The organism is Ralstonia edaphi (assembly GCF_958350185.1).
GTDB classification, from domain to species: domain Bacteria; phylum Pseudomonadota; class Gammaproteobacteria; order Burkholderiales; family Burkholderiaceae; genus Ralstonia; species Ralstonia edaphi.
Window position 1 is genome coordinate 328811 of the sequence record NZ_CATWHI010000002.1, and the last position, 22452, is coordinate 351262.

General features: G+C 64.3%; 18 protein-coding genes. 14 read left to right on the forward strand and 4 right to left on the reverse strand.

Annotation, left to right across the window (positions count from 1 at the left end; translation table 11 throughout):
* Window positions 1-216: 216 nt before the first annotated feature.
* The 4 genes from R2669_RS06685 (at window position 217) to R2669_RS06700 (ending at window position 6460) form a co-directional block, all read left to right on the forward strand.
* Entirely contained in the window at window positions 217-2232 is a 2016-nt protein-coding gene (locus R2669_RS06685) for a CocE/NonD family hydrolase (protein WP_316899325.1), read from the forward strand.
* A 525-nt stretch (window positions 2233-2757) separates the two neighbouring features.
* A complete protein-coding gene (locus R2669_RS06690) occupies window positions 2758-4320 on the forward strand; it encodes a methyl-accepting chemotaxis protein (protein ID WP_316890100.1) in 1563 nt (520 codons plus the stop codon).
* 312 nt (window positions 4321-4632) lie between these two features.
* Complete coding sequence (locus R2669_RS06695) at window positions 4633-5652, forward strand: hypothetical protein (protein ID WP_316899326.1); 1020 nt, start codon at window positions 4633-4635, stop codon at window positions 5650-5652.
* Between the two features lie 4 nt (window positions 5653-5656).
* A complete protein-coding gene (locus R2669_RS06700; protein WP_316899328.1) occupies window positions 5657-6460 on the forward strand; it encodes a bestrophin-like domain in 804 nt (267 codons plus the stop codon).
* Between the two features lie 119 nt (window positions 6461-6579).
* On the opposite strand, the gene R2669_RS06705 is transcribed toward R2669_RS06700, so the two are convergent.
* Window positions 6580-8646, reverse strand: coding sequence for a sodium:solute symporter family protein (locus R2669_RS06705; RefSeq protein ID WP_316899964.1), 2067 nt, complete (start codon window positions 8644-8646; stop codon window positions 6580-6582).
* Window positions 8647-8665: 19 nt separating this feature from the next.
* Complete coding sequence (acs, locus tag R2669_RS06710; RefSeq protein ID WP_316899330.1) at window positions 8666-10648, reverse strand: acetate--CoA ligase; 1983 nt, start codon at window positions 10646-10648, stop codon at window positions 8666-8668.
* 202 nt (window positions 10649-10850) lie between these two features.
* On the opposite strand from acs, the gene R2669_RS06715 reads away from it, so the two are divergent.
* The 5 genes from R2669_RS06715 (at window position 10851) to murI (ending at window position 16285) form a co-directional block, all read left to right on the forward strand.
* Window positions 10851-11822 carry a DMT family transporter gene (locus tag R2669_RS06715; RefSeq protein ID WP_147213867.1) on the forward strand — a complete coding sequence of 324 codons (972 nt, stop codon included), beginning with the start codon at window positions 10851-10853 and terminating at the stop codon, window positions 11820-11822.
* A gap of 88 nt (window positions 11823-11910) precedes the next feature.
* Window positions 11911-12450, forward strand: coding sequence for a TIGR00645 family protein (locus R2669_RS06720; RefSeq protein WP_012436002.1), 540 nt, complete (start codon window positions 11911-11913; stop codon window positions 12448-12450).
* Between the two features lie 85 nt (window positions 12451-12535).
* Window positions 12536-13630 carry an Acg family FMN-binding oxidoreductase gene (locus tag R2669_RS06725; protein WP_316899332.1) on the forward strand — a complete coding sequence of 365 codons (1095 nt, stop codon included), beginning with the start codon at window positions 12536-12538 and terminating at the stop codon, window positions 13628-13630.
* Window positions 13631-13892: 262 nt separating this feature from the next.
* Window positions 13893-15416 carry a fumarate hydratase gene (locus R2669_RS06730; RefSeq protein ID WP_027681113.1) on the forward strand — a complete coding sequence of 508 codons (1524 nt, stop codon included), beginning with the start codon at window positions 13893-13895 and terminating at the stop codon, window positions 15414-15416.
* Window positions 15417-15436: 20 nt separating this feature from the next.
* Window positions 15437-16285, forward strand: a complete 849-nt coding sequence (murI, locus tag R2669_RS06735; protein WP_316899966.1) for a glutamate racemase — start codon at window positions 15437-15439, stop codon at window positions 16283-16285.
* 39 nt (window positions 16286-16324) lie between these two features.
* Here the strand turns inward: murI and R2669_RS06740 are convergent, their stop codons facing one another.
* On the reverse strand, window positions 16325-17593 hold the full coding sequence (locus R2669_RS06740) for a dicarboxylate/amino acid:cation symporter (RefSeq protein ID WP_316899333.1): 1269 nt from the start codon (window positions 17591-17593) through the stop codon (window positions 16325-16327).
* Between the two features lie 371 nt (window positions 17594-17964).
* On the opposite strand from R2669_RS06740, the gene R2669_RS06745 reads away from it, so the two are divergent.
* From R2669_RS06745 to R2669_RS06765, 5 genes are all read left to right on the forward strand, one after another.
* A complete protein-coding gene (locus R2669_RS06745) occupies window positions 17965-18306 on the forward strand; it encodes a DHCW motif cupin fold protein (protein ID WP_316899335.1) in 342 nt (113 codons plus the stop codon).
* 136 nt (window positions 18307-18442) lie between these two features.
* On the forward strand, window positions 18443-20506 hold the full coding sequence (locus R2669_RS06750; protein WP_316899337.1) for a ribonucleoside triphosphate reductase: 2064 nt from the start codon (window positions 18443-18445) through the stop codon (window positions 20504-20506).
* On the forward strand, window positions 20503-20679 hold the full coding sequence (gene nrdD / locus R2669_RS06755; RefSeq protein ID WP_147213873.1) for an anaerobic ribonucleoside-triphosphate reductase: 177 nt from the start codon (window positions 20503-20505) through the stop codon (window positions 20677-20679). Before R2669_RS06750 ends, nrdD begins: the two co-directional genes overlap by 4 nt.
* Window positions 20642-21355 (forward strand): anaerobic ribonucleoside-triphosphate reductase activating protein, encoded by a 714-nt coding sequence (locus R2669_RS06760; protein ID WP_316899338.1) that lies wholly within the window; start codon window positions 20642-20644, stop codon window positions 21353-21355. The genes nrdD and R2669_RS06760 overlap by 38 nt, the downstream gene beginning before the upstream one ends.
* Before the next feature lie 4 nt (window positions 21356-21359).
* Window positions 21360-22037 (forward strand): Crp/Fnr family transcriptional regulator, encoded by a 678-nt coding sequence (locus tag R2669_RS06765; protein WP_316899340.1) that lies wholly within the window; start codon window positions 21360-21362, stop codon window positions 22035-22037.
* A gap of 20 nt (window positions 22038-22057) precedes the next feature.
* Here R2669_RS06765 and R2669_RS06770 read toward each other — a convergent pair whose 3' ends face one another.
* Entirely contained in the window at window positions 22058-22447 is a 390-nt protein-coding gene (locus tag R2669_RS06770; protein WP_316899342.1) for a putative zinc-binding protein, read from the reverse strand.
* Between the last annotated feature and the right edge of the window lie 5 nt (window positions 22448-22452).

The window sequence follows — 22452 nt, forward strand, 5'->3', positions numbered from 1 at the left end:
CCACCCACGTGCGACATGTCGACGGGCATGCTTGGTGCTTTACCCGTGCGCCCAAGCCCGCTGGCGCGCGGTCGGTCGTGTCACCCACCCCTCTTCTGCGCCGGCCTCTTCGCTTGCTTCGCTTCCCCACCCGGAGCGATCGGCCGCGTGCCGCCACCCTCGGCGCCGGCCATCCCCCCACACAAACACAACAAGAGCATTCAAGAGGAGACCCCCATGCAGATGGGCAACCCACGTGTGCGGCGCGGCCGCATGCTGATCTCTGCGCTGCTGTGCGCGGCGCTTTCGCTGTCGGGCTGCGGCAGCGGTGACGGTTCCACCGTTGCCAACAGCACACCCGCCGATTCAAACACCACCACGCAACCAACACAGCCCACGCAGCCGGTACAGCCTGCCGCTGTCAACTGGACCACGCTTGGCACGCGCGCCACGCCGGCGCAACCTGGAACGTCCATCACCAGCAACGCCGGCGCGAAGTGGGCCGACTACAATCCGCCCGTGCTCTACGCAGGCGTTGCGAAGCAAGCCACGCAGTACATCACGATGCCCGACGGCACAAAGCTGGCGGCATACGTGACGCTGCCCGCCGACGCATCCGGCAAAGCAGCCACGGGCACCTTCCCAACGGTGCTCGTGCAGACCTCGTACAACGGCGGCAACGCGCAATACGAAGCATCGATTGGCGCAGCGCTGGGCGCGGCGGATCCGTACATCGTCCAGCACGGCTACGCGACGGTGGTGGTCGATGTGCGCGGCACCGGCCAGTCGCAAGGCACATGGGACGCCTTTGGCGCCAATGAGCAAAGCGACTACGGCCACGTGGTCGACTGGGTGACGCAGCAATCGTGGAGCAACGGTGCCATCGGCCTGTACGGCGTGTCGTACCTCGGCATCACGACGGTCATCACTGCGGCGCAGAACCATCCGGCAGTCAAGGCGGCCTTCCCCATCGTGCCGATCGGCGACGGCTACCGCGACATCGTCTTCACGGGCGGGCAGACCAATCTGACCTTCATCCCGGCGTGGTTCGGGCTGGTGTCGGTGCTGAGCCTGACTGATCCCACGCTGGTGACAGACCCGACGATCGGCCTGCCGGCCGTGCTGCAGCATCTGGTGTCTGCGGTTACGACATTCCAGTTGCCGACCATGTTGCAAGCGTTGCTGGGCAGCACAGCCACGGCGTATGACGGCGCATTCTGGGCGACGCGCTCGCCGTTGGAGAACGACGGCAAGATCAAGGTGCCGACCTTCGTGGTGGGCGGCCTGCATGATCTTTTCCAGCGCAGCGAGCCGCTCACATACGAGAGCATCAAGACGCAGGCGCCGGCCAAGTTGCTGATCGGCCCGTGGACGCATCTGCAGGCGGCGTTGGGCAGCGGCTTGCCCGTCGATGGCGTGCCGCCGCTGAACCACATTCAGTTGCAATGGTTCGACCAGTACGTCAAAGGCATGAAGGTGGGTGCCGATGCACTGCCCAACGTCACGCAGTACGTGACCGGCCTCGGCCACTACGCCACCGCCACGGACTGGCCGCATCCGCAGGTGCAGGCGCAGCAGCTCTTCCTGCGCGGCGACAAGAGCCTGTCGGCCACCGCACCGGCCGCCAACGAAGCGTCGAACAAGGTCGCGCAGCAGCCGCTGAACGGGGCGTGCTCGATCAGCCTGTCACAGTGGACCGCCGGTCTGACAGGCTTCATCCCGCTGCCGTGCCAGACGGACGACACGCTTGCCGAAGCCGCCGACGTGAAGTTCGAAACGCCGCCCATGCCGGCCGATGTCTATCTCAACGGGCCGATCGAAGCCGATGTGTGGATCTCGACCACCGCGCTGGACGCCGGCGTCTCGGTACGTATCGACGATGTGGACGCCGCAGGCAACGTCACGCCACTCACGGATGGCCTGCAGACAGCTTCGTTGCGCGCAGTGGACGCCAGCCGCTCGCGCACGATGAACGGCCGGATGATCCAGCCATGGCATCCGTTCACCCCCGCCTCCGCCCAGCAGCTCATGCCCGGCCAAGCCGTGATGGTGCCTGTCGAGGTGTTCCCGACGAGTGCGCTTATCGCCCAGGGCCATAAGCTGCGGGTGGCCGTGGGCGCAAGCAACCTGCCGCAAGGCGTGCCGCCGCTGCCCACGCTGCTCAACTCGCTCGTCGGTGTGCTGACGATCTATAGCGATGCGGCTCATCCGTCCAAGGTGGTCCTGCCGGTGGTGCCTGCGGCGGCGCTGTAGCAATACCCCGCTGCTCGCAATGACACGGCCCGCATCAGCGGGCCGTTTTCTTTAGACACCGGGCACCACCTAAATGTGTAGCCGGCGAATGCATACGTAAAACTACGCACTGCAAATACTGTAGTGAAAATATCGATACCTGACTTCAGGGATCCTAAATACGGCACGAAAACGTTGGCGGAGCCTCGTCTGCATAACCGATCACACGATTCGAAATGATGGTCGCCCAAGCCTTGCCAGATAAGGTTCCACGGGTAAGACAGCCCCCCAATTTGCATTAAGTGAAAACGCTCAGGGGAAATGTTATTCAGGATTTTCTTTTCAATGCCGATAACCCCGTGAAGGCCCGAAAATCCAACGAAGACAGATCGATCACGCCGTGACATAACCCGGCTCCTTTCTCGGGTACGCCAGCACCTTGCACATAACCAACATGGTCGTCGACCGTCTTCTCAAAGCCGCCCCGGTGCACGACCACAACTCAGTTCATTCAGCAAGCCGGAGGACGCAGTGAACCTTTCCCAGATGACGATCAAAGCCAAGCTCACGACGGGCTTCGGCGTGCTGGCAGCCATTGTTGTCGTGGTTTCAAGCATGTCGTTGCGGGCGTTGTCCGAATCGACCGAAGGATTCTCGAACTACGTGCGCGGCATCAGCGCCCGCGCAGACGTCGCCAACGACGTGCGCACGGCGGTGGATCGGCGCGCCATTGCCGCACGCAACCTGGTGCTCGTGGTCACGCAAAAAGACCTGGAACTCGAGAAGGCCGATGTCTTTCGTGCGCACGACGATGTGAAGAACAAGCTCAAGCAGCTCAACGACATGATTGCGGGCGCCAAGGACGCCAGCGACCGCGCGCGTGCGCTGGTGGGAGACATCAACCGCGTGGAAGCGCAGTACGGCCCCGTGGCGACCGACATCGTTGGCCTCGCACTGGCCGGCAAACGCGACGAGGCCATCCAGAAGATGGACAACGAGTGCCGCCCGCTGCTCGCCGCGCTCATCAAGTCCACCGACGCGTATGCCGCGTATACGCATGAGCGCCAGGAGCAGCTCGTGCAGGCGTACGACACGCAGTACGTCACGCAGCGCAATCTGCTCGCCGGCCTGTCGATCGGCGCGGCGCTGCTGGCGGTGATCGCCGGCATCATCATCACGCGTTCGATCACACAGCCGATCCGCACCGCGGTGGACGTTGCCCGCACGGTTGCACGCGGAGACCTGAGCAGCCGCATCGAGGTGCAAGGCAGAGATGAGGCGAGCCACCTGCTCTCCGCACTGCGGGACATGAACGGCCGCCTGACCGAGATCGTCGACAAGGTCCGCGACAGCAGCACCAGCGTTGCGGGCGCGGCCAAACAGATTGCCGCCGGCAATGCCGACCTGAGCCAGCGCACGGAAGCCCAGGCATCGTCGCTGCAGGAAACGGCCGCCAGCATGGAAGAGCTGACGTCCACCGTGAAGCAGAACGCCGAGAATGCGCAGCACGCCACTGCGCTCGCCTCCACTGCGTCGGACGTGGCGCTCAAGGGCAGCACCGTCGTCAGCCAGGTCGTGTCGACCATGCAGGACATCAGCGACCGTTCGAGCAAGATTGCCGACATCACGGGCATCATCGAAGGCATTGCGTTCCAGACCAACATCCTCGCATTGAACGCCGCCGTGGAAGCCGCACGCGCAGGCGAGCAAGGCCGCGGCTTTGCGGTCGTCGCCAGCGAAGTGCGCAGCCTGGCGCAGCGTTCGTCAACGGCAGCCAAGGAAATCAAGGAACTGATCGCCTCGTCGGTGGAACGCATTCACGACGGCTCCACGCTGGCGGGCGAGGCCGGCGAGACCATGACAGAGGTCACGCAAGCCGTGGCCCGCGTCACGCACATCATGGAGGAGATTGCCGCTGCATCGGTCGAGCAGAAGCGCGGCATCGAACAGGTCAACCAGGCGATCTCGCAAATGGATGAAGTCACGCAGCGCAATGCGGCGCTGGTGGAAGAAGCCGCAGCGGCATCGCAATCGCTGCAGGACCAGGGGCAGGAACTGAACGCTGCGATGTCGTTCTTCCGCGTGGATCCGCACGCCCAACACGCCTGATCGCACTGTCACCGCAGTAGCCGTCATCTCCGAGCTGTCATTGCGCCCGCCGCCGAAAGGCCGCGGGCGTTTTCTCTTGGTGTCCTGTGTCTTTCGTTAGGCCGTCGTTCGTGACTTCCGCTGCATTGGCGGACCTGCACGCGCGACGCAAAGTGAGCTTGCGCCGTTCAGCATCGACAACGGAGCAAGCCGGGGCCGCGCACGGCCCACCCAGCCGACGAAGGCCACCATGCAAGCGAAGATCTCAGACTTGCGGTGCAGCATGTTCCGCGCCGTCCTGCCCCCCATGCAACGCAACGACCGGAGGCGGGCGTGATTCCGCTCGCCCTCATGCATTGGTTGCGGCCGGGCGCGGTGCCTCCTCCGCATGCAACCCCGCCCCTCGCGGATCAGCTGCGTGACGAGTGCGCGGCCATGGCCCGCTATGCCCTGCACCACGGCCTCCCGGTCGCGCCCGAACTCATCGCGCAGCTTGGCGCACTGCTCGACGGTCAGATGCCCCCGCATGCCACGCCCCACCACGCACTGGCGACCATTCACCGCAAGCTTGCAGCGACGATCGCACCGGCCACGCCGCAAGCGGTGACGCTGCTCGACGCACAGCATCGCTCCGACCACTCATTCGCGTGGCTCGGTCCTGTGCCGTTGATCCGGCTGCTGACCGGCGCCGCGATCGTCTTTCTGGTCGCGGTGATTGGCACCGGCATGTCGCCTGACGTGTCGAGCGCGAACATCGACCGCGGCTTCCTCGATTCGGACGGCGCGCCCCTTCTTTGGAACACGTTGTTCCTGCTGTTCTGCGCCGGCCTTGGGGCCTCGTTTGCCGCGCTGTTTCAGGCACATCGCTATGTGGCCGCGTCCACGTACGACCCGAAGTACGACGCCTCTTACGGCGCGCGGTTGATCCTCGGCGTGATTGCCGGGTTGATCCTCGTAGAGATGCTGCCGGCACAGTTGTTCGACCACGGCAGCATGCACAACTTCGGCAAGCCGGCGCTCGCGATGCTCGGCGGCTTCTCTGCCACGGCGGTGCACCGGCTGCTGCAACGGCTGGTGGATGCGCTCGAAACACTCGTACGCGGCGACCGCTCTGCCGATGCGGACGCCGCCATCCAGGCCTACCGCGCCCGCGCCGCCAGTGAGCGCACGCAGTGGCAAAGCGAACTCGCCGCCAACCTGATCGATCTGCAGCAGTCGCTCGACGGCACCGCCTCGCCGGGGGCGATGCGCCAACGTTTGACCGATTTCACGCGCGCCATGCTCTGCGCCACCGACCCGGCGGCGGGCGTCCCCTCGCCTCTCTCGACCCAGTCATCCAAGTCCAAGGAGTGACCGCATGCTGTTCCTCTACAACATCCCCGCATGGGCGATGGGCGCGATCATCGTCTTCGCCACGCTATTCGTGGCATTGGGCGGCTACGGGCTGTTCCGCCGCTGTTTCCCGGTCACGCTCGACGCCGAACAGCGCAACATGACCATCGCCATGATGACGGCCGTCACCACCATCAACTCGTTGCTGGTGGCGTTTTCGGCCATCTCGGTATGGGGCGCGTATCAGGCGGCCGCCGACATCGTGGCCGCGGAAGCGGCGTGCGCCACGGAACTCGCGCGCGATCTCTCGGCGTTTTCCCACCCGAGCGCCACAAGTGCGCGCCGCGAGCTGATCGCGTATCTGGGCCACGTCGTCCACGATGAATGGCCGAGCATGCAGCAGCAAGCGCGCCCGGATGCCGGCACGGAGGCGGCGTTCACCAGCATGTTTTCCACGGCCAACCGCATCACACCGCGCGACGACCGCGAACGCGTGCTGCTGATCGAGGTGCTCGCCCGCGTCAACGAGATGGTGAAGCACCGGGAGAAACGATTGCAGAACCTTGAAGCCGCGATGCCCGCCACGCTGTGGGGCGTGATGCTGATCGCCAGCGGCCTGTCGCTATTGCTGCTCTATGCGCTGCCGGCCACGCGCTTTCACATGGCGCTGGTGGCGGTGTGGGCCACCACGCTGGGCCTGGCGTTCTTTTTTGTGCTGGCCGTGGACCGGCCCTTTGCGGGTGAAGTCAGCGTCAGTGCCGCGCCGCTCGAGCGGGCCATCCAGACGCTCTCGAACGATAAGCCGCAGATCAATCCGTTACCGGACTGAACGCGCGCCACTTCGCCGCGCTGCCCCACTCCCGATGTGGCTGGCGGGAGAGACCAGCCCGGGGCCGGAGGCCCACACTTCGGCCCTGCCCTTTGCCGGCTCGTCGGGAGCCGGCTTTTTTACAGCGGATCGCGAATGTAGCCGACGAGTTTGTCGACCACCGGCCGGTTCGGCTTGGTCAGCAGGCTCACGACAATCGCCGCCACAAACCCGGCCGGCACGCCGAACGCGCCCGAGGCAATCGGGTCGACGCCAAACCACGGCTGGCCAAGCACGCCGGTCATGCGCGTGAAGAACGGGTAGTTGGCGATGATGTAGTACACGCTCACGGCAAGACCCGTCAGCATGCCGGCGATGGCGCCGGCACGGTTGGTGCGCTTCCAGAACACGCCCAGCACCAGTACCGGAAAGAAGCACGACGCCGCCAATGAGAAGGCCGCGCCGACCAGGAAGAGGATGTTGCCCGGCTTCAATGACGTCACATAGGCGGCCAGCAACGCCACGCCGAGCAGCACCACCTTGGCGCTCGTGACACGCCGCTGGTGGCTGGCCGTGTTGTCGATCATGTGAAAGTACACGTCGTGCGACAGCGCGTTGGCAATGGTCAGCAGCAGGCCATCGGCCGTCGACAGCGCCGCGGCCAACGCACCCGCCGCAATCAACCCGGACAGCACGTAGGGCAGCCCGGCAATCTCAGGCGCAGCCAGCACGATCATGTCGGGCTGCATCATCACCTCGGCCCACTGCACGATGCCGTCACCGTTGATGTCATGCAGCGCAAACACGGGCGGATCGACCTTGCGCCATGGCACGATCCACTGCGGCAGGTCGGCAAACGGCGCACCCACAAGGTGCTGCAGCAGATCGAGCTTGACGAGCGCCGCCAGCGCGGGCGCCGACACATACAGCAGCGCCACGAAGACGAGCGTCCAACTCACCGAGTTGCGTGTCTCTCGCACCGACGGCGTGGTGTGAAAGCGCGTGAGGATGTGCGGCAGGCTGGCCGTGCCCACCATCAGGCAGAACACCAGCAGCACGAAGTTCAGCCGCTCGGTGCCGCGCTCGTTTTCTGATGCAGAGGGAAACGGCTCGGTGGATGGCGGCGCCATGCGGCTGCGCGCCAGTGCATCTTCTCGTTGCTGGTTCCAGAGGATCGACGCGGTGGCCGCATCGGGGGGAAACTCTTCGCGCTCGCGCTCCAGCGCTTTGATTTCACGCAGCGGCGCATTGCGTTCGCGTGCAAGTTTGAGCTGCGCATTCAGCGCTTCGCGCGCATGGTCGAACGACTGCGGCAACTGCGAGATACGTTCCTGCAGCGCCTGCGCTTCGTTCAGGAAATGGTCACGCACGTGCTGCTCGGCAGGGTCGTGCGCGATGCGCCGCTCCTCTTTCTCGATCTGCACCAGCAGGCGGCCCGTCGACAACTGCGGCACCGGATCGTGATACCGATGCCAGCCGATGATCCCCACGACGCCCAGGAACGACACGATCATGATGATGTACTGCGCCACCTGGGTCCACGTCACCGCCCGCATGCCGCCCAGGAACGAGCACACCAGAATGCCCGCCAGCCCGAAAAACACGCCCACCGAAAACTCGACGCCGATAAAGCGCGTGACGACCAGCCCCACACCCTGGATCTGCGCGACGAGGTAGACAAACGAACACAGCGTCGCGCCCAGCACCGCGATGCCGCGCACGACCGAGCTGCCGCCGCGCTCTCCGTTGCCGTAGCGATTGGCCAGGAAATCCGGCACCGTGTAACCACCGAACTTGCGCAGGTAAGGCGCCAGCAGGAAAGCGACAAGGCAGTAGCCGCCCGTCCAGCCCATCACATAGGCCAAGCCTTCGTAGCCCGAAGCGAACACGATGCCTGCCAGGCCGATGAACGAGGCGGCGCTCATCCAGTCGGCCGCGGTCGCCATGCCATTGAAGAAGGCCGGCACGCGTCGCCCCGCCACGTAATACTCGGTCAGATCGGCCGTGCGGCAGATCAGCCCAATGCACGCATAGATGGCGATGGTGACAAACAGGAACACGTAGCCGAGCCACACCCCCGGCCCGCGCACACGCTCGATCGCGCCCATCATCACGATGAAGAGCACCAGCCCTGCGGTATAGAGCCCGTAATAGAGAAACAGCCGCTTGCGGAAGCGGCTGTCTTGGTTCGAGTCGGTGGCCAAGATTGGCGACCAGCGCTGGCGGTTAGCGGGTTTCCTTCAGTTGATCGAGGATGGCCGGGTTCTCCAGCGTGGAGGTGTCTTGCGTGATGTCCTCGCCCTTGGCCAGCGAGCGCAACAGGCGGCGCATGATCTTGCCCGAGCGCGTCTTGGGGAGGTTGTCGCCAAAGCGGATGTCCTTCGGCTTGGCAATCGGCCCGATCTCCTTGCCCACCCAGTTGCGCAGCTCGTTGGCGATCTGCTTGGCTTCGTCGCCATCGGGGCGCGAACGCTTGAGCACCACGAACGCGCAGATCGCTTCGCCGGTCATGTCGTCGGGGCGGCCCACCACGGCGGCCTCGGCCACGATCGGGTTCGCCACCAGCGCCGATTCGATTTCCATCGTGCCCATGCGGTGGCCCGAGACGTTCAGCACGTCGTCAATCCGGCCCATGATGGTGAAGTAGCCGGTGTCCTTGTCGCGGATCGAACCATCGCCCGCCAGGTACAGCTTGCCGCCCAGCTCTTCCGGGAAGTAGCTCTTCTTGAAGCGCTCCGGGTCGCCCCAGATCGTGCGGATCATCGAGGGCCACGGACGCTTGACGACGAGGATGCCGCCCTGCCCGTTCGGCACGTCGTGCCCGGTTTCATCGACAACGGCGGCCATGATGCCCGGCAGCGGCAGCGTGCACGAACCCGGCACCAGCGGCGTGGCGCCCGGCAGCGGCGTCATCATGTGGCCGCCGGTTTCGGTCTGCCAGAACGTATCCACGATCGGGCAACGGCCGCCGCCGATGTTCGTGTGGTACCACATCCAGGCTTCCGGGTTGATCGGCTCGCCCACGGTGCCAAGCAGGCGCAGGCTGGAGAGGTCGTACTGCTTCGGGTGGACCTTCTCGTCCGCTTCGGCGGCCTTGATCAGCGAGCGGATCGCCGTCGGCGCGGTGTAGAACGTGTTGACCTTGTGACGCTGGATCATGTCCCAGAAGCGGCCGGCATTCGGATACGTCGGCACACCTTCGAACACGACCTGCGTGGCGCCGGCCGCGAGCGGGCCGTACGCGATGTAGCTGTGACCGGTCACCCAGCCGATGTCGGCGGTGCACCAGAAAATGTCGTCCGGTTTCAGGTCGAACGTCCACTGCATGGTGAGCAGCGCCCACAGCAGGTAGCCGCCCGTGCTGTGCTGCACACCCTTCGGCTTGCCCGTCGAACCCGAGGTGTAGAGGATGAACAGCGGGTGCTCCGCGCCCACCGGCGTGACTTCGCAGGTGTCCGGCTGGCCGGCTTCGACCTCGTCCATCGCGCGGTCGCGGCCTTCCACCCAGTTCACGTTGCCATTGGTGCGGCGATAGACGATCACGTGCTTGACGGCTTCCGTGCCTTCCATGGCGAGCGCCTCATCGGCGATGGCCTTGAGCGGCAGCGCCTTGCCGCCGCGCATTTGCTCGTCTGCCGTGATGAGCGCCACGGCGCCCACGTCGACGATGCGCTCCTGCAGCGACTTGGCCGAGAACCCGCCGAACACCACCGAGTGCGTTGCACCGATGCGCGCGCACGCCTGCATGGCCACGATGCCTTCGATGGACATCGGCATGTAAATCACCACGCGGTCGCCCTTCTTGATGCCCAGGGCCTTCAGGCCGTTGGCGAAGCGGCAGACGCGTGCATGCAATTCGCGGTAAGTGACGCGCGATACCTTGCCGTCATCGGTTTCGAAAATGATGGCGACCTTGTCGGCGTTGCCGTTCTCAAGGTTGCGCTCGAGGCAGTTGTACGAGGCGTTGAGTTCGCCGTCTTCAAACCACTTGTAGAACGGTGCGTTGGATTCGTCGAGCACCTTGCTGAACGGCTTGTGCCACAGCAGGTGCTCGTGGGCGAGGCGCGCCCAGAAGCCTTCGTAATCGTGTTCGGCTTCGGCGCACAGGGCACGGTATGCATCCATGCCGGCGATGTTTGCCTGTTTGACAAAGGATTCGGGCGGGTTGAAAACGCGCGTTTCCTGCAGGACAGATTCAATGCCAGCCATGGTGTCTCCTGATAGCGATGTCTGTAGTCGTTTTGCGGCGAATCTAAGGGGCTGACCTGACTCCAGCCTTACGCATTTCTGCGGCGCAAGCCGACGTGAAGGGCATTACTATAATGCGTCACTTCACGTTACGGCACGCATCGCAGCGCAACATAGCCGGCCAGAGAGCCGCATCCCGTGCCGGTTCCACTGATTCCTCATCGTGCCCATCCACGCCCTTTTCCTGATTGCTGCCATGGCATTGGTCGGCAGCAACGTCGGCTTCGGTAAATCGATTGTTGCCGTCATGCCGGTGATGCTGTTCGCGTTGCTGCGCTTTCTGATTGCCATCGTCTTCATGGCACCGTGGTACAAGCCATCGCGGATGCGCCGCGTCACCCGCGGCGAGTGGACGAACCTGTTCCTCCAGGCCTTCTTCGGTACGTTCGGTTTCACGCTGCTGATGCTGAACGGTGTGCGGCTGACCTCGGCGCTGGCCGCAGGCATCATCACCAGCACGATTCCGGCCGCGGTGGCGCTGCTGTCGTGGCTGGTGCTGCGCGAAAAGCCTTCGGGGCGGACGCTGGCGTCGGTGGTGCTGGCGGTGGCCGGCGTCGCGATTCTCAACGCCTACCGCGGCGGCGAATCTTCGGGCGCTTCCCCTGCCGATGCGGCGCAGGCTCTGCTGGGCAATGCGCTGGTAATGGGCGCGGTGCTCTGCGAATCGATCTACGTGATCCTGTCGCGGCGGTTGACGCAAACGTTGCCCGCCATCGAGATCTGCGCCTACACGCACCTGATCGGCGGCCTGCTGATGCTGCCGCTGGGGCTGATGCCGCTGCTCACCTTCGATCTCTCCGGCGTGCCGTTGCCCATCTGGGGGCTGGTGCTTTGGTATGCACTATCGGCCAGCATCTTCTCGTTCTGGCTGTGGATGAAGGGCATTCGGCATGTGCCCGCTCACCTTGCCGGCGTGTTCACGTCGGTGCTGCCGATTGCGGCGGCCACCTACGGCATCGTCGCGCTGGGCGAAACGCCGGGCTGGCCGCACGGCATCGCGCTGGCATGCGTGGTGGCGGGGATTCTCGTGGCGAGCTGGCCGGCGCGGCCACGCCAGCGGGTACAGCAAGGGCGACAGCGCGGCCGCGTGGCCGATCCGCTCGACCCGCTGGACCCGTCGCTGGACCGGGAATGAAGCACTCGCAAGCGTGTTCCTGTAAGCGATTTTGCAGTCACCGAACGTTACAATCTCGCGGTTTTTAGACCACTCGCCCGTCCTGCCCATGAAGTCGCCCATCGCTCCGCTGCGCCCGATTCCGCGCCTGATCTTCTTTTCCCGCTGGCTCCAATTGCCGCTTTACCTGGGCCTGATCATCGCCCAGGCAGCGTACGTGTACCTCTTCGTCGTCGAGGTGTGGCACCTGGTTTCACACCTGGGCGACCTGGACGAAACCAAGATCATGCTGGCCGTACTGGGCCTGATCGACGTGGTGATGATCTCCAACCTGCTGATCATGGTGATCATCGGCGGGTACGACATCTTCGTGTCCAAGCTCGGTATCGAGGGTCATGAAGACGAGCCCGAATGGCTGGACCACGTCAACGCGGGCGTGCTGAAGGTGAAGCTGTCGATGGCGCTGATCAGCATCTCGTCCATCCACCTGCTCAAGACGTTCATCGACGCGGCCCAGAAAGACACGCACACGATCCTGTGGCAGGTGGTCATCCACGTGGCGTTCCTGGTGTCTGCGCTGGTGATGGCCTGGGTGGACCGCATCGTTTCGCACGCGCATCCGCACGGCGAGGCTGCCGACGCACATTGACGCACCTGCGCAAGCGCATTTCGGCTTGATCGGCGTCAACCGCCCCCGGCGCTGCGAGGGATAGCGTGCAGGCAAAGGAGGCGGCATGGACAGACGCGGCTTCATGGCGGGAACGATCGGCTTGCTGGCACTTGGCGGCGCAAGCAGTTGGGGCTGGCGCGCCTCGACCGGCTCGATGGATGAATACGCCCGCTATGCCGCAGCCTTGCGGGCCGATCTTCCGCCAGCCCCGCCGCTGCGCGAGCTCGTCCGGTTTGCGACGCTTGCTCCGAACAGTCACAACACCCAGCCCTGGCACTTCGTCATCGGCGACAGTGCGATCGCCATCCATCCTGACCTGGCACGGGCAACACCGGCCGTCGATCCAGATAACCATCACCTCTTCGTCAGCCTTGGCTGCGCTGCCGAGACGTTGCGGATCGCCGCGCAGGCAACAGGACGCCCGGGAGAGCTCCGGATCGACGACCGCGGCATCGTCACCTATGCCTTCTCGAACGGCGCGCCCCGCCCGGACCCTTTGTTTGGGGCCATTCCCCGGCGGCAATCCACGCGTGCCGAATTTGACGGGCGCCCTGTTCCGGCCGCCGATCTGCAAACGCTGGCACGGGCTGCCGCCATCCCAGGCGTGGATGTCATCCTCGTAACGGATCGGCCCCGCATCAGCAAGATTCGCGATCTCGTCATCGCTGGCAACGAGGCGCAGATGGCTGACCCGGCCTTCATCAGGGAGTTGAAACATTGGTTGCGCTTCAATCCGAAAGCCGCGATGGCATCAGGAGACGGCCTCTTCGCGGCGACGAGCAACAACCCCGTTCTGCCGGATGCGGTGGGCCGCCGCGCTATCAACCTCGCCTTCACAGCCAACTCCGAAAACCGGAAATATCGACGCCAAATCGACAGCTCAAGCGGTATCGCCGTCTTTATCGGCAGTCACGAAGACAAGGCGCATTGGATCGCCGCCGGCCGCGCCTGCCAACGCTTCGCCCTGGCCGCGACCCGCCTCGGACTGCGCTGTGCCTTCATCAACCAGCCCGTCGAAATTGCCCAGTTGCGCCCGGACTTGGCGGGGGTTGTCGGGGCCGCCGGCAAGCGCGCCGATCTCGTGATGCGGTTCGGCTACGGCCCTGAGCTGGCGTTCTCACCACGCCGCCCTGTGGAGGCGGTCATCACCTCCGAGTAGCGGGAAGCAAACTGCCGGGAACCCCTCCGCCAATCCACGCTTAGTCGGCAGACGAGGCTGCCGGCGCACATTGACGCTGCGCCCCTGTTGGCGCGGCGATTCCGACGAATGCGCTCGGACAATCCGCGCCCGACATTGGGTGTATGATCTCAGGCTGTTCTGAGCCTGCGGCGCCCGCCGTCAGGTCACAGGCAGGGAGTGAAAGTCACCGACCACTGCCCTGCCGCACCGGCTTTTCATTCCTATACGTTGGTCCCCCACCATGACCGTCATTCGTCAAGAAGACCTCATCCAGAGCGTCGCCGACGCGCTGCAGTACATCAGCTATTACCACCCGATGGACTACATCACTGCTCTGGGCCGCGCCTATGAGCAGGAGCAGAGCCCGGCGGCCAAGGATGCCATCGCGCAAATCCTGACCAACAGCCGCATGTGCGCCGAAGGCAAGCGCCCGATCTGCCAGGACACCGGCATCGTGACCGTGTTCCTGAAGGTCGGCATGAACGTGCGCTGGGACGGCGCCACGATGAGCCTCGAAGACATGGTCAACGAAGGCGTGCGCCGCGCGTACAACGACGTCGACAACAAGCTGCGCGCCAGCGTGCTGGCGGATCCGGCCGGCAAGCGCACCAACACGAAGGACAACACCCCGGCCGTGATCAACATGTCGATCGTGCCGGGCGACACGGTGGACGTGATCGTCGCGGCCAAGGGCGGCGGCTCCGAAGCCAAGTCGAAGTTCGTGATGCTGAACCCGTCGGACTCGATCGTCGACTGGGTGCTCAAGACCGTGCCGACCATGGGCGCCGGCTGGTGCCCGCCGGGCATGCTGGGCATCGGCATTGGCGGCACGGCTGAAAAGGCCATGCTGCTGGCCAAGGAAGCCCTGATGGAGCCGATCGACATTCAAGACCTGATCGCCCGCGGCCCGAGCAACCGCGCAGAAGAACTGCGCATCGAGCTGTACGAGAAGGTCAACGCGCTGGGCATTGGCGCGCAAGGCCTGGGCGGCCTGGCCACCGTGCTGGACGTGAAGATCCTGGACTACCCGACCCACGCAGCCAACCTGCCGGTCGCCATGATCCCGAACTGCGCCGCCACGCGCCACGCGCACTTCACGCTGGACGGCAGCGGCGTGGCCAAGCTGGAAGCGCCGGACCTGTCGCAATGGCCGAAGGTCGAGTGGGCACCGAACACGGAAACGTCCAAGCGCGTCGACCTGAACGCGCTGACGCCGGAAGAAGTCGCCTCGTGGAAGCCGGGCCAGACGCTGCTGCTCAACGGCAAGATGCTGACCGGCCGCGACGCCGCACACAAGCGCATCGCCGACATGCTGGCCAAGGGCGAGAAGCTGCCGATCGATTTCACCAACCGCGTGATCTATTACGTCGGCCCGGTCGACCCGGTGCGCGATGAAGTCGTTGGCCCGGCAGGCCCGACCACGGCCACGCGCATGGACAAGTTCACCGAGACGATGCTCGCCCAGACCGGCCTGATCGCCATGGTGGGCAAGGCCGAGCGCGGTCCGGTCGCCATCGAATCCATCAAGAAGCACAAGTCGGCTTACCTGATGGCCGTGGGCGGCGCGGCGTACCTGGTGTCGAAGGCCATCCGCGGTTCGAAGGTGCTGGCGTTCGAAGATCTGGGCATGGAAGCCATCTACGAATTCGATGTGAAGGACATGCCGGTCACCGTCGCGGTTGACAGCTCGGGCACGTCGGTCCACAAGACCGGCCCAGCGGAATGGCAGGCGAAGATCGGCAAGATTCCGGTCGCAGCAGGCTGATTCGTTCACTCATATCCAATATGACGACACGCGCGCAGGCCCCGGTCGGAGTCTTTGATTCCGGCCTCGGAGGACTCTCCGTCCTGCGCGCGATTCGCGCCGAACTGCCGGCCGAATCGCTTCTCTACCTGGCGGATTCCCGCCATGCCCCGTACGGGGAAAAATCCCCCCAATACATCGCCGATCGCACGCTGCGTGTGTGCGAATGGCTCGTCGATCAAGGCTGCAAGGCTTTGGTGATCGCCTGCAACACCGCCACAGCGCAGGCCGTGCACGTGCTGCGCGAAAAACTCGCGGTGCCGGTGATTGGCGTCGAGCCGGGATTGAAGCCAGCGGTTGCCACGTCGAAGAGCCGTGTGGTCGGCGTGCTCGCGACCGAAAGCACCCTGCGCAGCGAGAAATTCGCGCGCCTGCTGGCGGCTGCCTCCGGCGATTGCAAGGTGCTGAGCCAGCCCGGCTACGGCCTCGTGCCCCTGATCGAACGCGGCGATACCCACTCGCCCGCGGTGCTGGAATTGCTGCAAGCGTATCTGCAACCGATGCTCGACGCGGGCGCGGACACACTGGTGCTAGGCTGCACGCACTACCCGTTCCTGGAAGACGCCATCCGCGAGATCGCGGGCGATCGCCTGACGTTGATCGACACCGGTCACGCCGTCGCGCGCCATCTGGGCCGCACCTTGACGGCGGCGGGATTGCACGCATCGGGCCAAGCTGCATCGCCGCGCTTCATGAGCACCGGCGACGTGCTTCCGCTGCAAGCCATGGTGGCTGCATTGCTGGGAGAGGCGCCCATGGCGCAGCGCGTCGACATTGGCGATGCGCCGCTCACCCCTGGAGCGACCTCCCTCGCTTCTCAAGCTGAATAAAAAAAGCCACCTGGATAGGTGGCGTTTTTACTTTGGGCCTCAGCCGAGGTTCGGCTGCGCGGCGACTTCGGCCTCGCTTTCTTCTTCAGCCGGTTCGTACTTCGCCACCACGGCCGTGGCCAGGCTGTTGCCGATCACGTTGGTGGCCGTGCGGCCCATGTCGAAGAACTGGTCGATGCCGATGATCAGCAGCAGCCCAGCTTCGGGCAGGTGGAACATTGGCAGCGTGGCTGCCACCACCACCAGCGACGCGCGCGCCACGCCGGCCATGCCCTTGCTCGTGAGCATCAGCACCAGCAGCAGCGTGACTTGCTGCGTAAAGCTCATCTGGATGTTGTACGCCTGCGCGATGAACAGCACCGCAAAGGCCTGATACATCATCGAGCCATCGAGGTTGAACGAGTAGCCGAGCGGCAGCACGAAGCTGGCAACGCGCTTGGGCACGCCAAACTTTTCCAGTGCTTCCATCGTCTTCGGATACGCCGATTCGCTGCTCGCCGTGGCAAACGCAAGCATGGTCGGCTCACGAATCAAGCCCAGTAGACGGCCCAGCGACCGGCCCAGCAGAACATAACCGACGAAGAACAGAATGGCCCACAGCAGCGCCAGGCCCAGGTAGAACTCGCCGATCAGCTTGCCGTACGTCCACAGCACGCCCACGCCTTCCACCGTGATGGCAGCGGCCATGGCGGCAAACACGCCCAGCGGTGCAAAGCGCATCACGTAGTCGGTAATGCGGAACATCAGCTTGGTCAGCTCTTCCAGGCCGCGCCCGATCACGGTGTCCATCGGGTTCTTCATCGTCGACAGCGCGGCGCCAAAGAACAGCGAGAACACCAGGATCTGCAGGATTTCGTTGGTGGCCATGGCCTCCACGATGCTGCGCGGGAACACGTGCGTGATGAACGCCTTGAGGGTGAAGTCACCGGTCTTCAGGCCCGACGTGGCCGACACATCGGGCAACGCCAGGTTCATGTGCACACCCGGCTGGAAGAAGTTGACCAGCAGCATGCCCAGCGCCAGCGACGTGGCCGACGCGCACACAAACCAGATCATCGCGCGCAGGCCGACGCGGCCAACGGAGCGGCCACCGCTCATGCTCGCCAGGCCCGTCACCAGGGTCGAGAACACCAGCGGCGCAATGATCATCTTGATCATGCGCAGGAAGATGTCGGTGATGATGCTGAAGTACGAAGCGATGTCCTTGGCCGCCGCAGCGTCCTTGGCGTATTCGTGGCAGCCCCAGCCGACGGCAATGCCCAGCAGCATTGCCAGCCCGATGTGGGAGGTCAGACGTTTGGTGTTCAAGACTTTCTCCAAGGAATATCGTGGCCGGAGGGACGGCGCGCGACAGACGCGGATCTCATGGGGCCAAGGGCCGGCCCAAGTTCGTCACGCTTTGTAAAAAGCGACGATATTAGAGAAGCGCATGACCATCGTTATGTCGATGTTGCATAGCACCATGCAATTTCTGCATACATCGATGTGACACGATTGAGCCCGTGCTGCAATGCCGCATGGGCTGTGGATTTCGGGCGGTCCGGCGCGGATTATTGAGCGGCACGCAATGCTGTCGGGGCGTACCCATAAGCGCAGTTTTCAGCACACCGCATGCGGCGCAGGCACCACGTAAGCCGCTGATACCATCATGGGCTTACGTCAGCTACCGGAGTCCCACGATGAAAATGGCGCCCTTCGCTTTCGGCACGACCGACTGGTCCACTGTTGAACCAACCGAACACACTGGCGAGACCGGCATGGCGATCTGGCGCACCCGCTACTTTGGCGACGAGCCGAACCGCATCCGCGTACGCATGGTCGAGTACACACCGGGCTACCTGGCCGACCATTGGTGCAAGAAGGGCCACATCCTGTTCTGCCTGGATGGCGAACTGGAAACCACGCTGGAAGACGGCCGAAAGTTCACGCTCAGGCCCGGCATGAGCTATCAGGTCGGCGACGATGCCGAAGCCCATCAGTCGTACACCAGGAACGGCGCCCGGCTGTTCATCGTCGACTGACAGCGGCACGACCTGTCTGCGTCGCAAATGGCACCGGTTGACGGGGGTCAAGGGATTTAAAAATCAAGGTCTTTACGACTCACCGACCACAATATGTAGTGCTAGTCTGACTCCATACCACTAGATGGAGTACCTCATGACGGGCACACAGCTCACCAGGCAAGTCACCAAGCGCGACGGTTCGTTGGCGTCGTTCGATGCGCAAAAGATCCACCAGGCGATCGCGGCAGCCGGCCAGGCCACCGGCGAATTCGACGCCGTCGAGGCACAGCGCCTGACCACCGGCGTGGTCACACATCTCGCCCCGCTGCCCTGCCCCGGCATCGAAATCATCCAGAACTGCGTGGAAGAGGTGCTGGTCGACGCCGGCTATTGGCGCACCGCGCGCGCCTACATCGTCTACCGCGAGCAGCATGCCCGGCTGCGCTCGCTCAAGCACACGCTGGTCGATGTCGAGAGCACGATGGACGAGTACCTCGAGCAGCGCGACTGGCGCGTCAATGCCAACGCCAATCAGGGCTACAGCCTGGGCGGCCTGATCCTGAACGTGGCAGGCAAGGTCACGGCCAACTACTGGCTCTCGCATGTCTACAGCCCCGAAGCCGGGATGGCGCACCGCGAGGGCGACCTCCACATCCACGATCTCGACATGCTGTCGGGCTACTGCGCAGGTTGGTCCTTGCGGCAATTGCTGACGGAGGGATTCAACGGCGTGCCGGGCAAGGTGGAAGCGACGCCGCCGCGGCATATGTCCGCAGCGATCGGGCAGATCGTCAACTTCCTCGGCACCCTGCAAAACGAGTGGGCCGGCGCACAGGCGTTCAGCTCCTTCGATACGTACATGGCGCCGTTCATCCGGCGCGACGCGATGTCGTATGCGGCGGTCAAGCAATCCATGCAGGAGCTGATCTACAACCTCAACGTGCCCAGCCGCTGGGGGACGCAAACGCCGTTCACCAACCTCACGTTCGACTGGACGTGCCCAGCGGACCTGCGCGAACAGGTTCCGTACATCGGCGGCGAAGAGATGCCGTTCACCTACGGCGACCTCCAGCCCGAGATGGACATGATCAACCGCGCGTACATCGACGTCATGATGGCGGGCGACGCGAAGGACCGCGCATTCACGTTTCCGATTCCCACCTACAACATCACGCCCGATTTCGATTGGGAACACCCGAACACCACGCTGCTGTTCGAGATGACGGCACGCTACGGGCTGCCCTACTTCCAGAACTTCCTGAATTCCGATCTGGAGCCGCACATGGTGCGCTCGATGTGCTGCCGCCTGCAGCTCGACCTGCGCGAGCTGCTCAAGCGCGGCAACGGGTTATTTGGGTCGGCCGAGCAGACCGGTTCGATCGGGGTGGTGACGGTGAACTGCGCGCGATTGGGTTATCTCTACGCGGGCGATGAGGCGGCGCTGCTGGCGCGGCTGGATACGCTGCTTGCGCTCGGCCGCGACGTGCTGGAGGTGAAGCGCAAGTTTGTGCAGCGGCTGATCGACCAGGGGCTGTACCCGTACACGCGTCGCTACCTGGGCACGCTGCGCAACCACTTCAGCACGCTCGGCGTGAACGGCATCAACGAGATGGTTCGCAACTTCACGCACGATGCCGACGACATCACCACGCCATTCGGCCACGCCATGGCCGTGCGCCTGCTCGACCACGTGCGCCAGCGCATGACGGAATTCCAGGAGGCGACGGGACACCTTTACAACCTCGAAGCCACGCCCGCGGAGGGCACGACTTATCGCTTCGCCCGCGAAGACCGCAAGCGCTGGCCGGGCATCCTGCAGGCCGGCACGACAGCCCAGCCGTATTACACCAACTCCAGCCAGCTGCCCGTCGGCTACACCGACGACCCGTTTGAAGCACTGGCGCGCCAGGAAGCGCTGCAGAGCAAATACACGGGCGGCACGGTGCTGCATCTGTACATGAACGAAGCCATCTCCTCGCCGCAGGCGTGCAAGGAGCTCGTGCGCCGCGCGTTGGCCAACTTCCGCCTGCCGTACATCACCATCACTCCGACGTTTTCGATCTGCCCGAAGCACGGCTATCTGTCCGGCCATCACGCGTTCTGTCCGAAATGCGATGCAGAACTGCTGGCTCAGCAGCCTCACGGCAAGTGCGGGTGCGCAACGGCGGACACCCCTGGTTCTTCCACCCACCTCCATCACGAAGGAGCCTCCGTATGACTACCGTTGCACAAACCGCCAACCACACCGCTGCACTCGACGACAGCCAACGCACGCGCTGCGAAGTCTGGACCCGCGTGATGGGTTATCACCGGCCCGTCAGCTCGTTCAACATCGGCAAGCAAGGGGAATTCTGTGAACGCCGCTTCTTTGTTGAAGACCGCGCACGCTGAGCCACCGCACTGCCCGCCGCCGGCCATCGGCGGCCTGGCGCCGTTCTCCAGCGTCGACTGGCCCGGACAGCTTGCGGCAGTCGTGTTTGTCGCGGGCTGCCCGTGGCGCTGCCATTACTGCCATAACCCGCACTTGCAGACGCGGGCGCGCACGCTGGATTGGGACGATGTCTTCGCGTTTCTGCAGCGTCGCGTGGGGCTGCTCGATGCGGTGGTCTTCTCCGGCGGTGAACCGCTGAGCGAGCCTCATCTGCCGCAACTGATGCGCGACGTGCGCGCGCTCGGCTACAGGATTGGCCTGCACACCGGCGGCATTTATCCGGCGCGGCTGGCCGACGTACTGCCGCTTGTGGACTGGGTGGGACTCGACATCAAGACGAGCGCACCGCGCTACGACGCGCTCACATGCCGCCGCGGCAGCGCTGCGCCGGTCGATGCGTGCCTGGATCTTCTGCTGCAGAACGGCAGCGCATTTGAGTGCCGCACCACGTGGCACCCCGATTGGCTGCCAGAACCCGAGCTTCTTGCGCTGGCGCAAAACCTCAGCCTGCGCGGCGTGAAACACTACGCATTACAAGCCTACCGAAGTGCCCCCGGAACCCCGGCCATCACGCTGCCCAGCGAGGGCACCCAGCGCGCATTGGCCGCCTGCTTTTCTTCTTTCTGTTGCCGGTGACACCATGCAAGACCCCCTTGATGTGGGCGCTCTGCTCAAGCACAGCCCGCTGTTCCAGGACTTCGACGACGATGACATGGCCGTGCTTACGCGTGAGAGCCACGCTGTGCGCGTGTCGCGGCACGACTTCGCGTTTCACCGTGGCGATCGCGCCGATGGCTTCTATGTCGTGGTGGTCGGAGCCATCAAGCTCGTATTGCCGGGCACACACGGCCAATGCAAGGTCATCGAGTTCTTCGGACCCGGCGAGTGCTTTGGCGAGCCCTTCATGTTCCTGAACCGCCCCTATGCGGCGGACGCGCAGGCCATGGAAGACAGCCTGCTGGTCTGGATCGGCAAGCGCGCCATCGACGATGCGCTGCACGTGCATCCGCGCCTGGCGCGGCAGATGCTCGCTGGGCTCTCAGCTCGCCTGCACACATTGATGTGCGACATCGAAACCGTGAACCTGCAAAGCGCGAATGAACGGCTGATCGGGTATCTGCTCTCGCTGCCGCGCAAGTTTGACCGCACGCGGTTTCCATGCAGCAAGAGCCTGGTCGCGTCCAAGCTTGGGCTGGCGCCGGCCACGCTGTCCCGCACGCTGCGTCAGTTGGTTCGCGACGGGTTGATCCGGGTGGAGGGCCGCGAGGTGGTCATCCCGAACACCACGGCGTTGCAGCGCCAGCTCATCGCTGGATAAAGACAGAGAATCGACGCAGATCAATCGCCAGCGGCGTCGAGGCGATGCAGCAGCGTGTTGACGGCGTCATCCACCAGCGCGGCGGCGACACGCAATTCTTCGTCACTGCAATCGGCGTGATAGCGCTTTTTGGCGCCAGCCTGATTGAGCACGAGGTGAATGTCCGGCGCCACGCCCGCCGTTGCCAGGCAGGCCTTCACGCACGCCAGGGCGCAACCGTCGAGCGCGAGAATGGGCCGCCCGCTCCGCGCTGTCTTGACGAGCGCGCGCACCCTGCCGCCGACGCCGCTGATGCAGGACATCTCCGCCTTGCCCGCGCGATCGAGATCGACGGCCAAGCGGTTTGCCGCCTGCGCGACGCTCGAACAACCCGAGCATGCATAGACGAGCGGCAACGCACGTGATGACATGGCGC

Bases quoted from the DNA above. Each gene is read 5' to 3' on its own strand.
- R2669_RS06685 (WP_316899325.1), top strand. From the start codon at position 217: ATGCAGATGGGCAACCCACGTGTGCGGCGCGGCCGCATGCTGATCTCT.
- R2669_RS06690 (WP_316890100.1), top strand. From the start codon at position 2,758: ATGACGATCAAAGCCAAGCTCACGACGGGCTTCGGCGTGCTGGCAGCC.
- R2669_RS06700 (WP_316899328.1), top strand. From the start codon at position 5,657: ATGCTGTTCCTCTACAACATCCCCGCATGGGCGATGGGCGCGATCATC.
- acs (WP_316899330.1), bottom strand. From the start codon at position 10,648: ATGGCTGGCATTGAATCTGTCCTGCAGGAAACGCGCGTTTTCAACCCG.
- R2669_RS06720 (WP_012436002.1), top strand. From the start codon at position 11,911: ATGAAGTCGCCCATCGCTCCGCTGCGCCCGATTCCGCGCCTGATCTTC.
- R2669_RS06725 (WP_316899332.1), top strand. From the start codon at position 12,536: ATGGACAGACGCGGCTTCATGGCGGGAACGATCGGCTTGCTGGCACTT.
- R2669_RS06730 (WP_027681113.1), top strand. From the start codon at position 13,893: ATGACCGTCATTCGTCAAGAAGACCTCATCCAGAGCGTCGCCGACGCG.
- murI (WP_316899966.1), top strand. From the start codon at position 15,437: ATGACGACACGCGCGCAGGCCCCGGTCGGAGTCTTTGATTCCGGCCTC.
- R2669_RS06745 (WP_316899335.1), top strand. From the start codon at position 17,965: ATGAAAATGGCGCCCTTCGCTTTCGGCACGACCGACTGGTCCACTGTT.
- R2669_RS06750 (WP_316899337.1), top strand. From the start codon at position 18,443: ATGACGGGCACACAGCTCACCAGGCAAGTCACCAAGCGCGACGGTTCG.
- nrdD (WP_147213873.1), top strand. From the start codon at position 20,503: ATGACTACCGTTGCACAAACCGCCAACCACACCGCTGCACTCGACGAC.
- R2669_RS06765 (WP_316899340.1), top strand. From the start codon at position 21,360: ATGCAAGACCCCCTTGATGTGGGCGCTCTGCTCAAGCACAGCCCGCTG.
- R2669_RS06770 (WP_316899342.1), bottom strand. From the start codon at position 22,447: ATGTCATCACGTGCGTTGCCGCTCGTCTATGCATGCTCGGGTTGTTCG.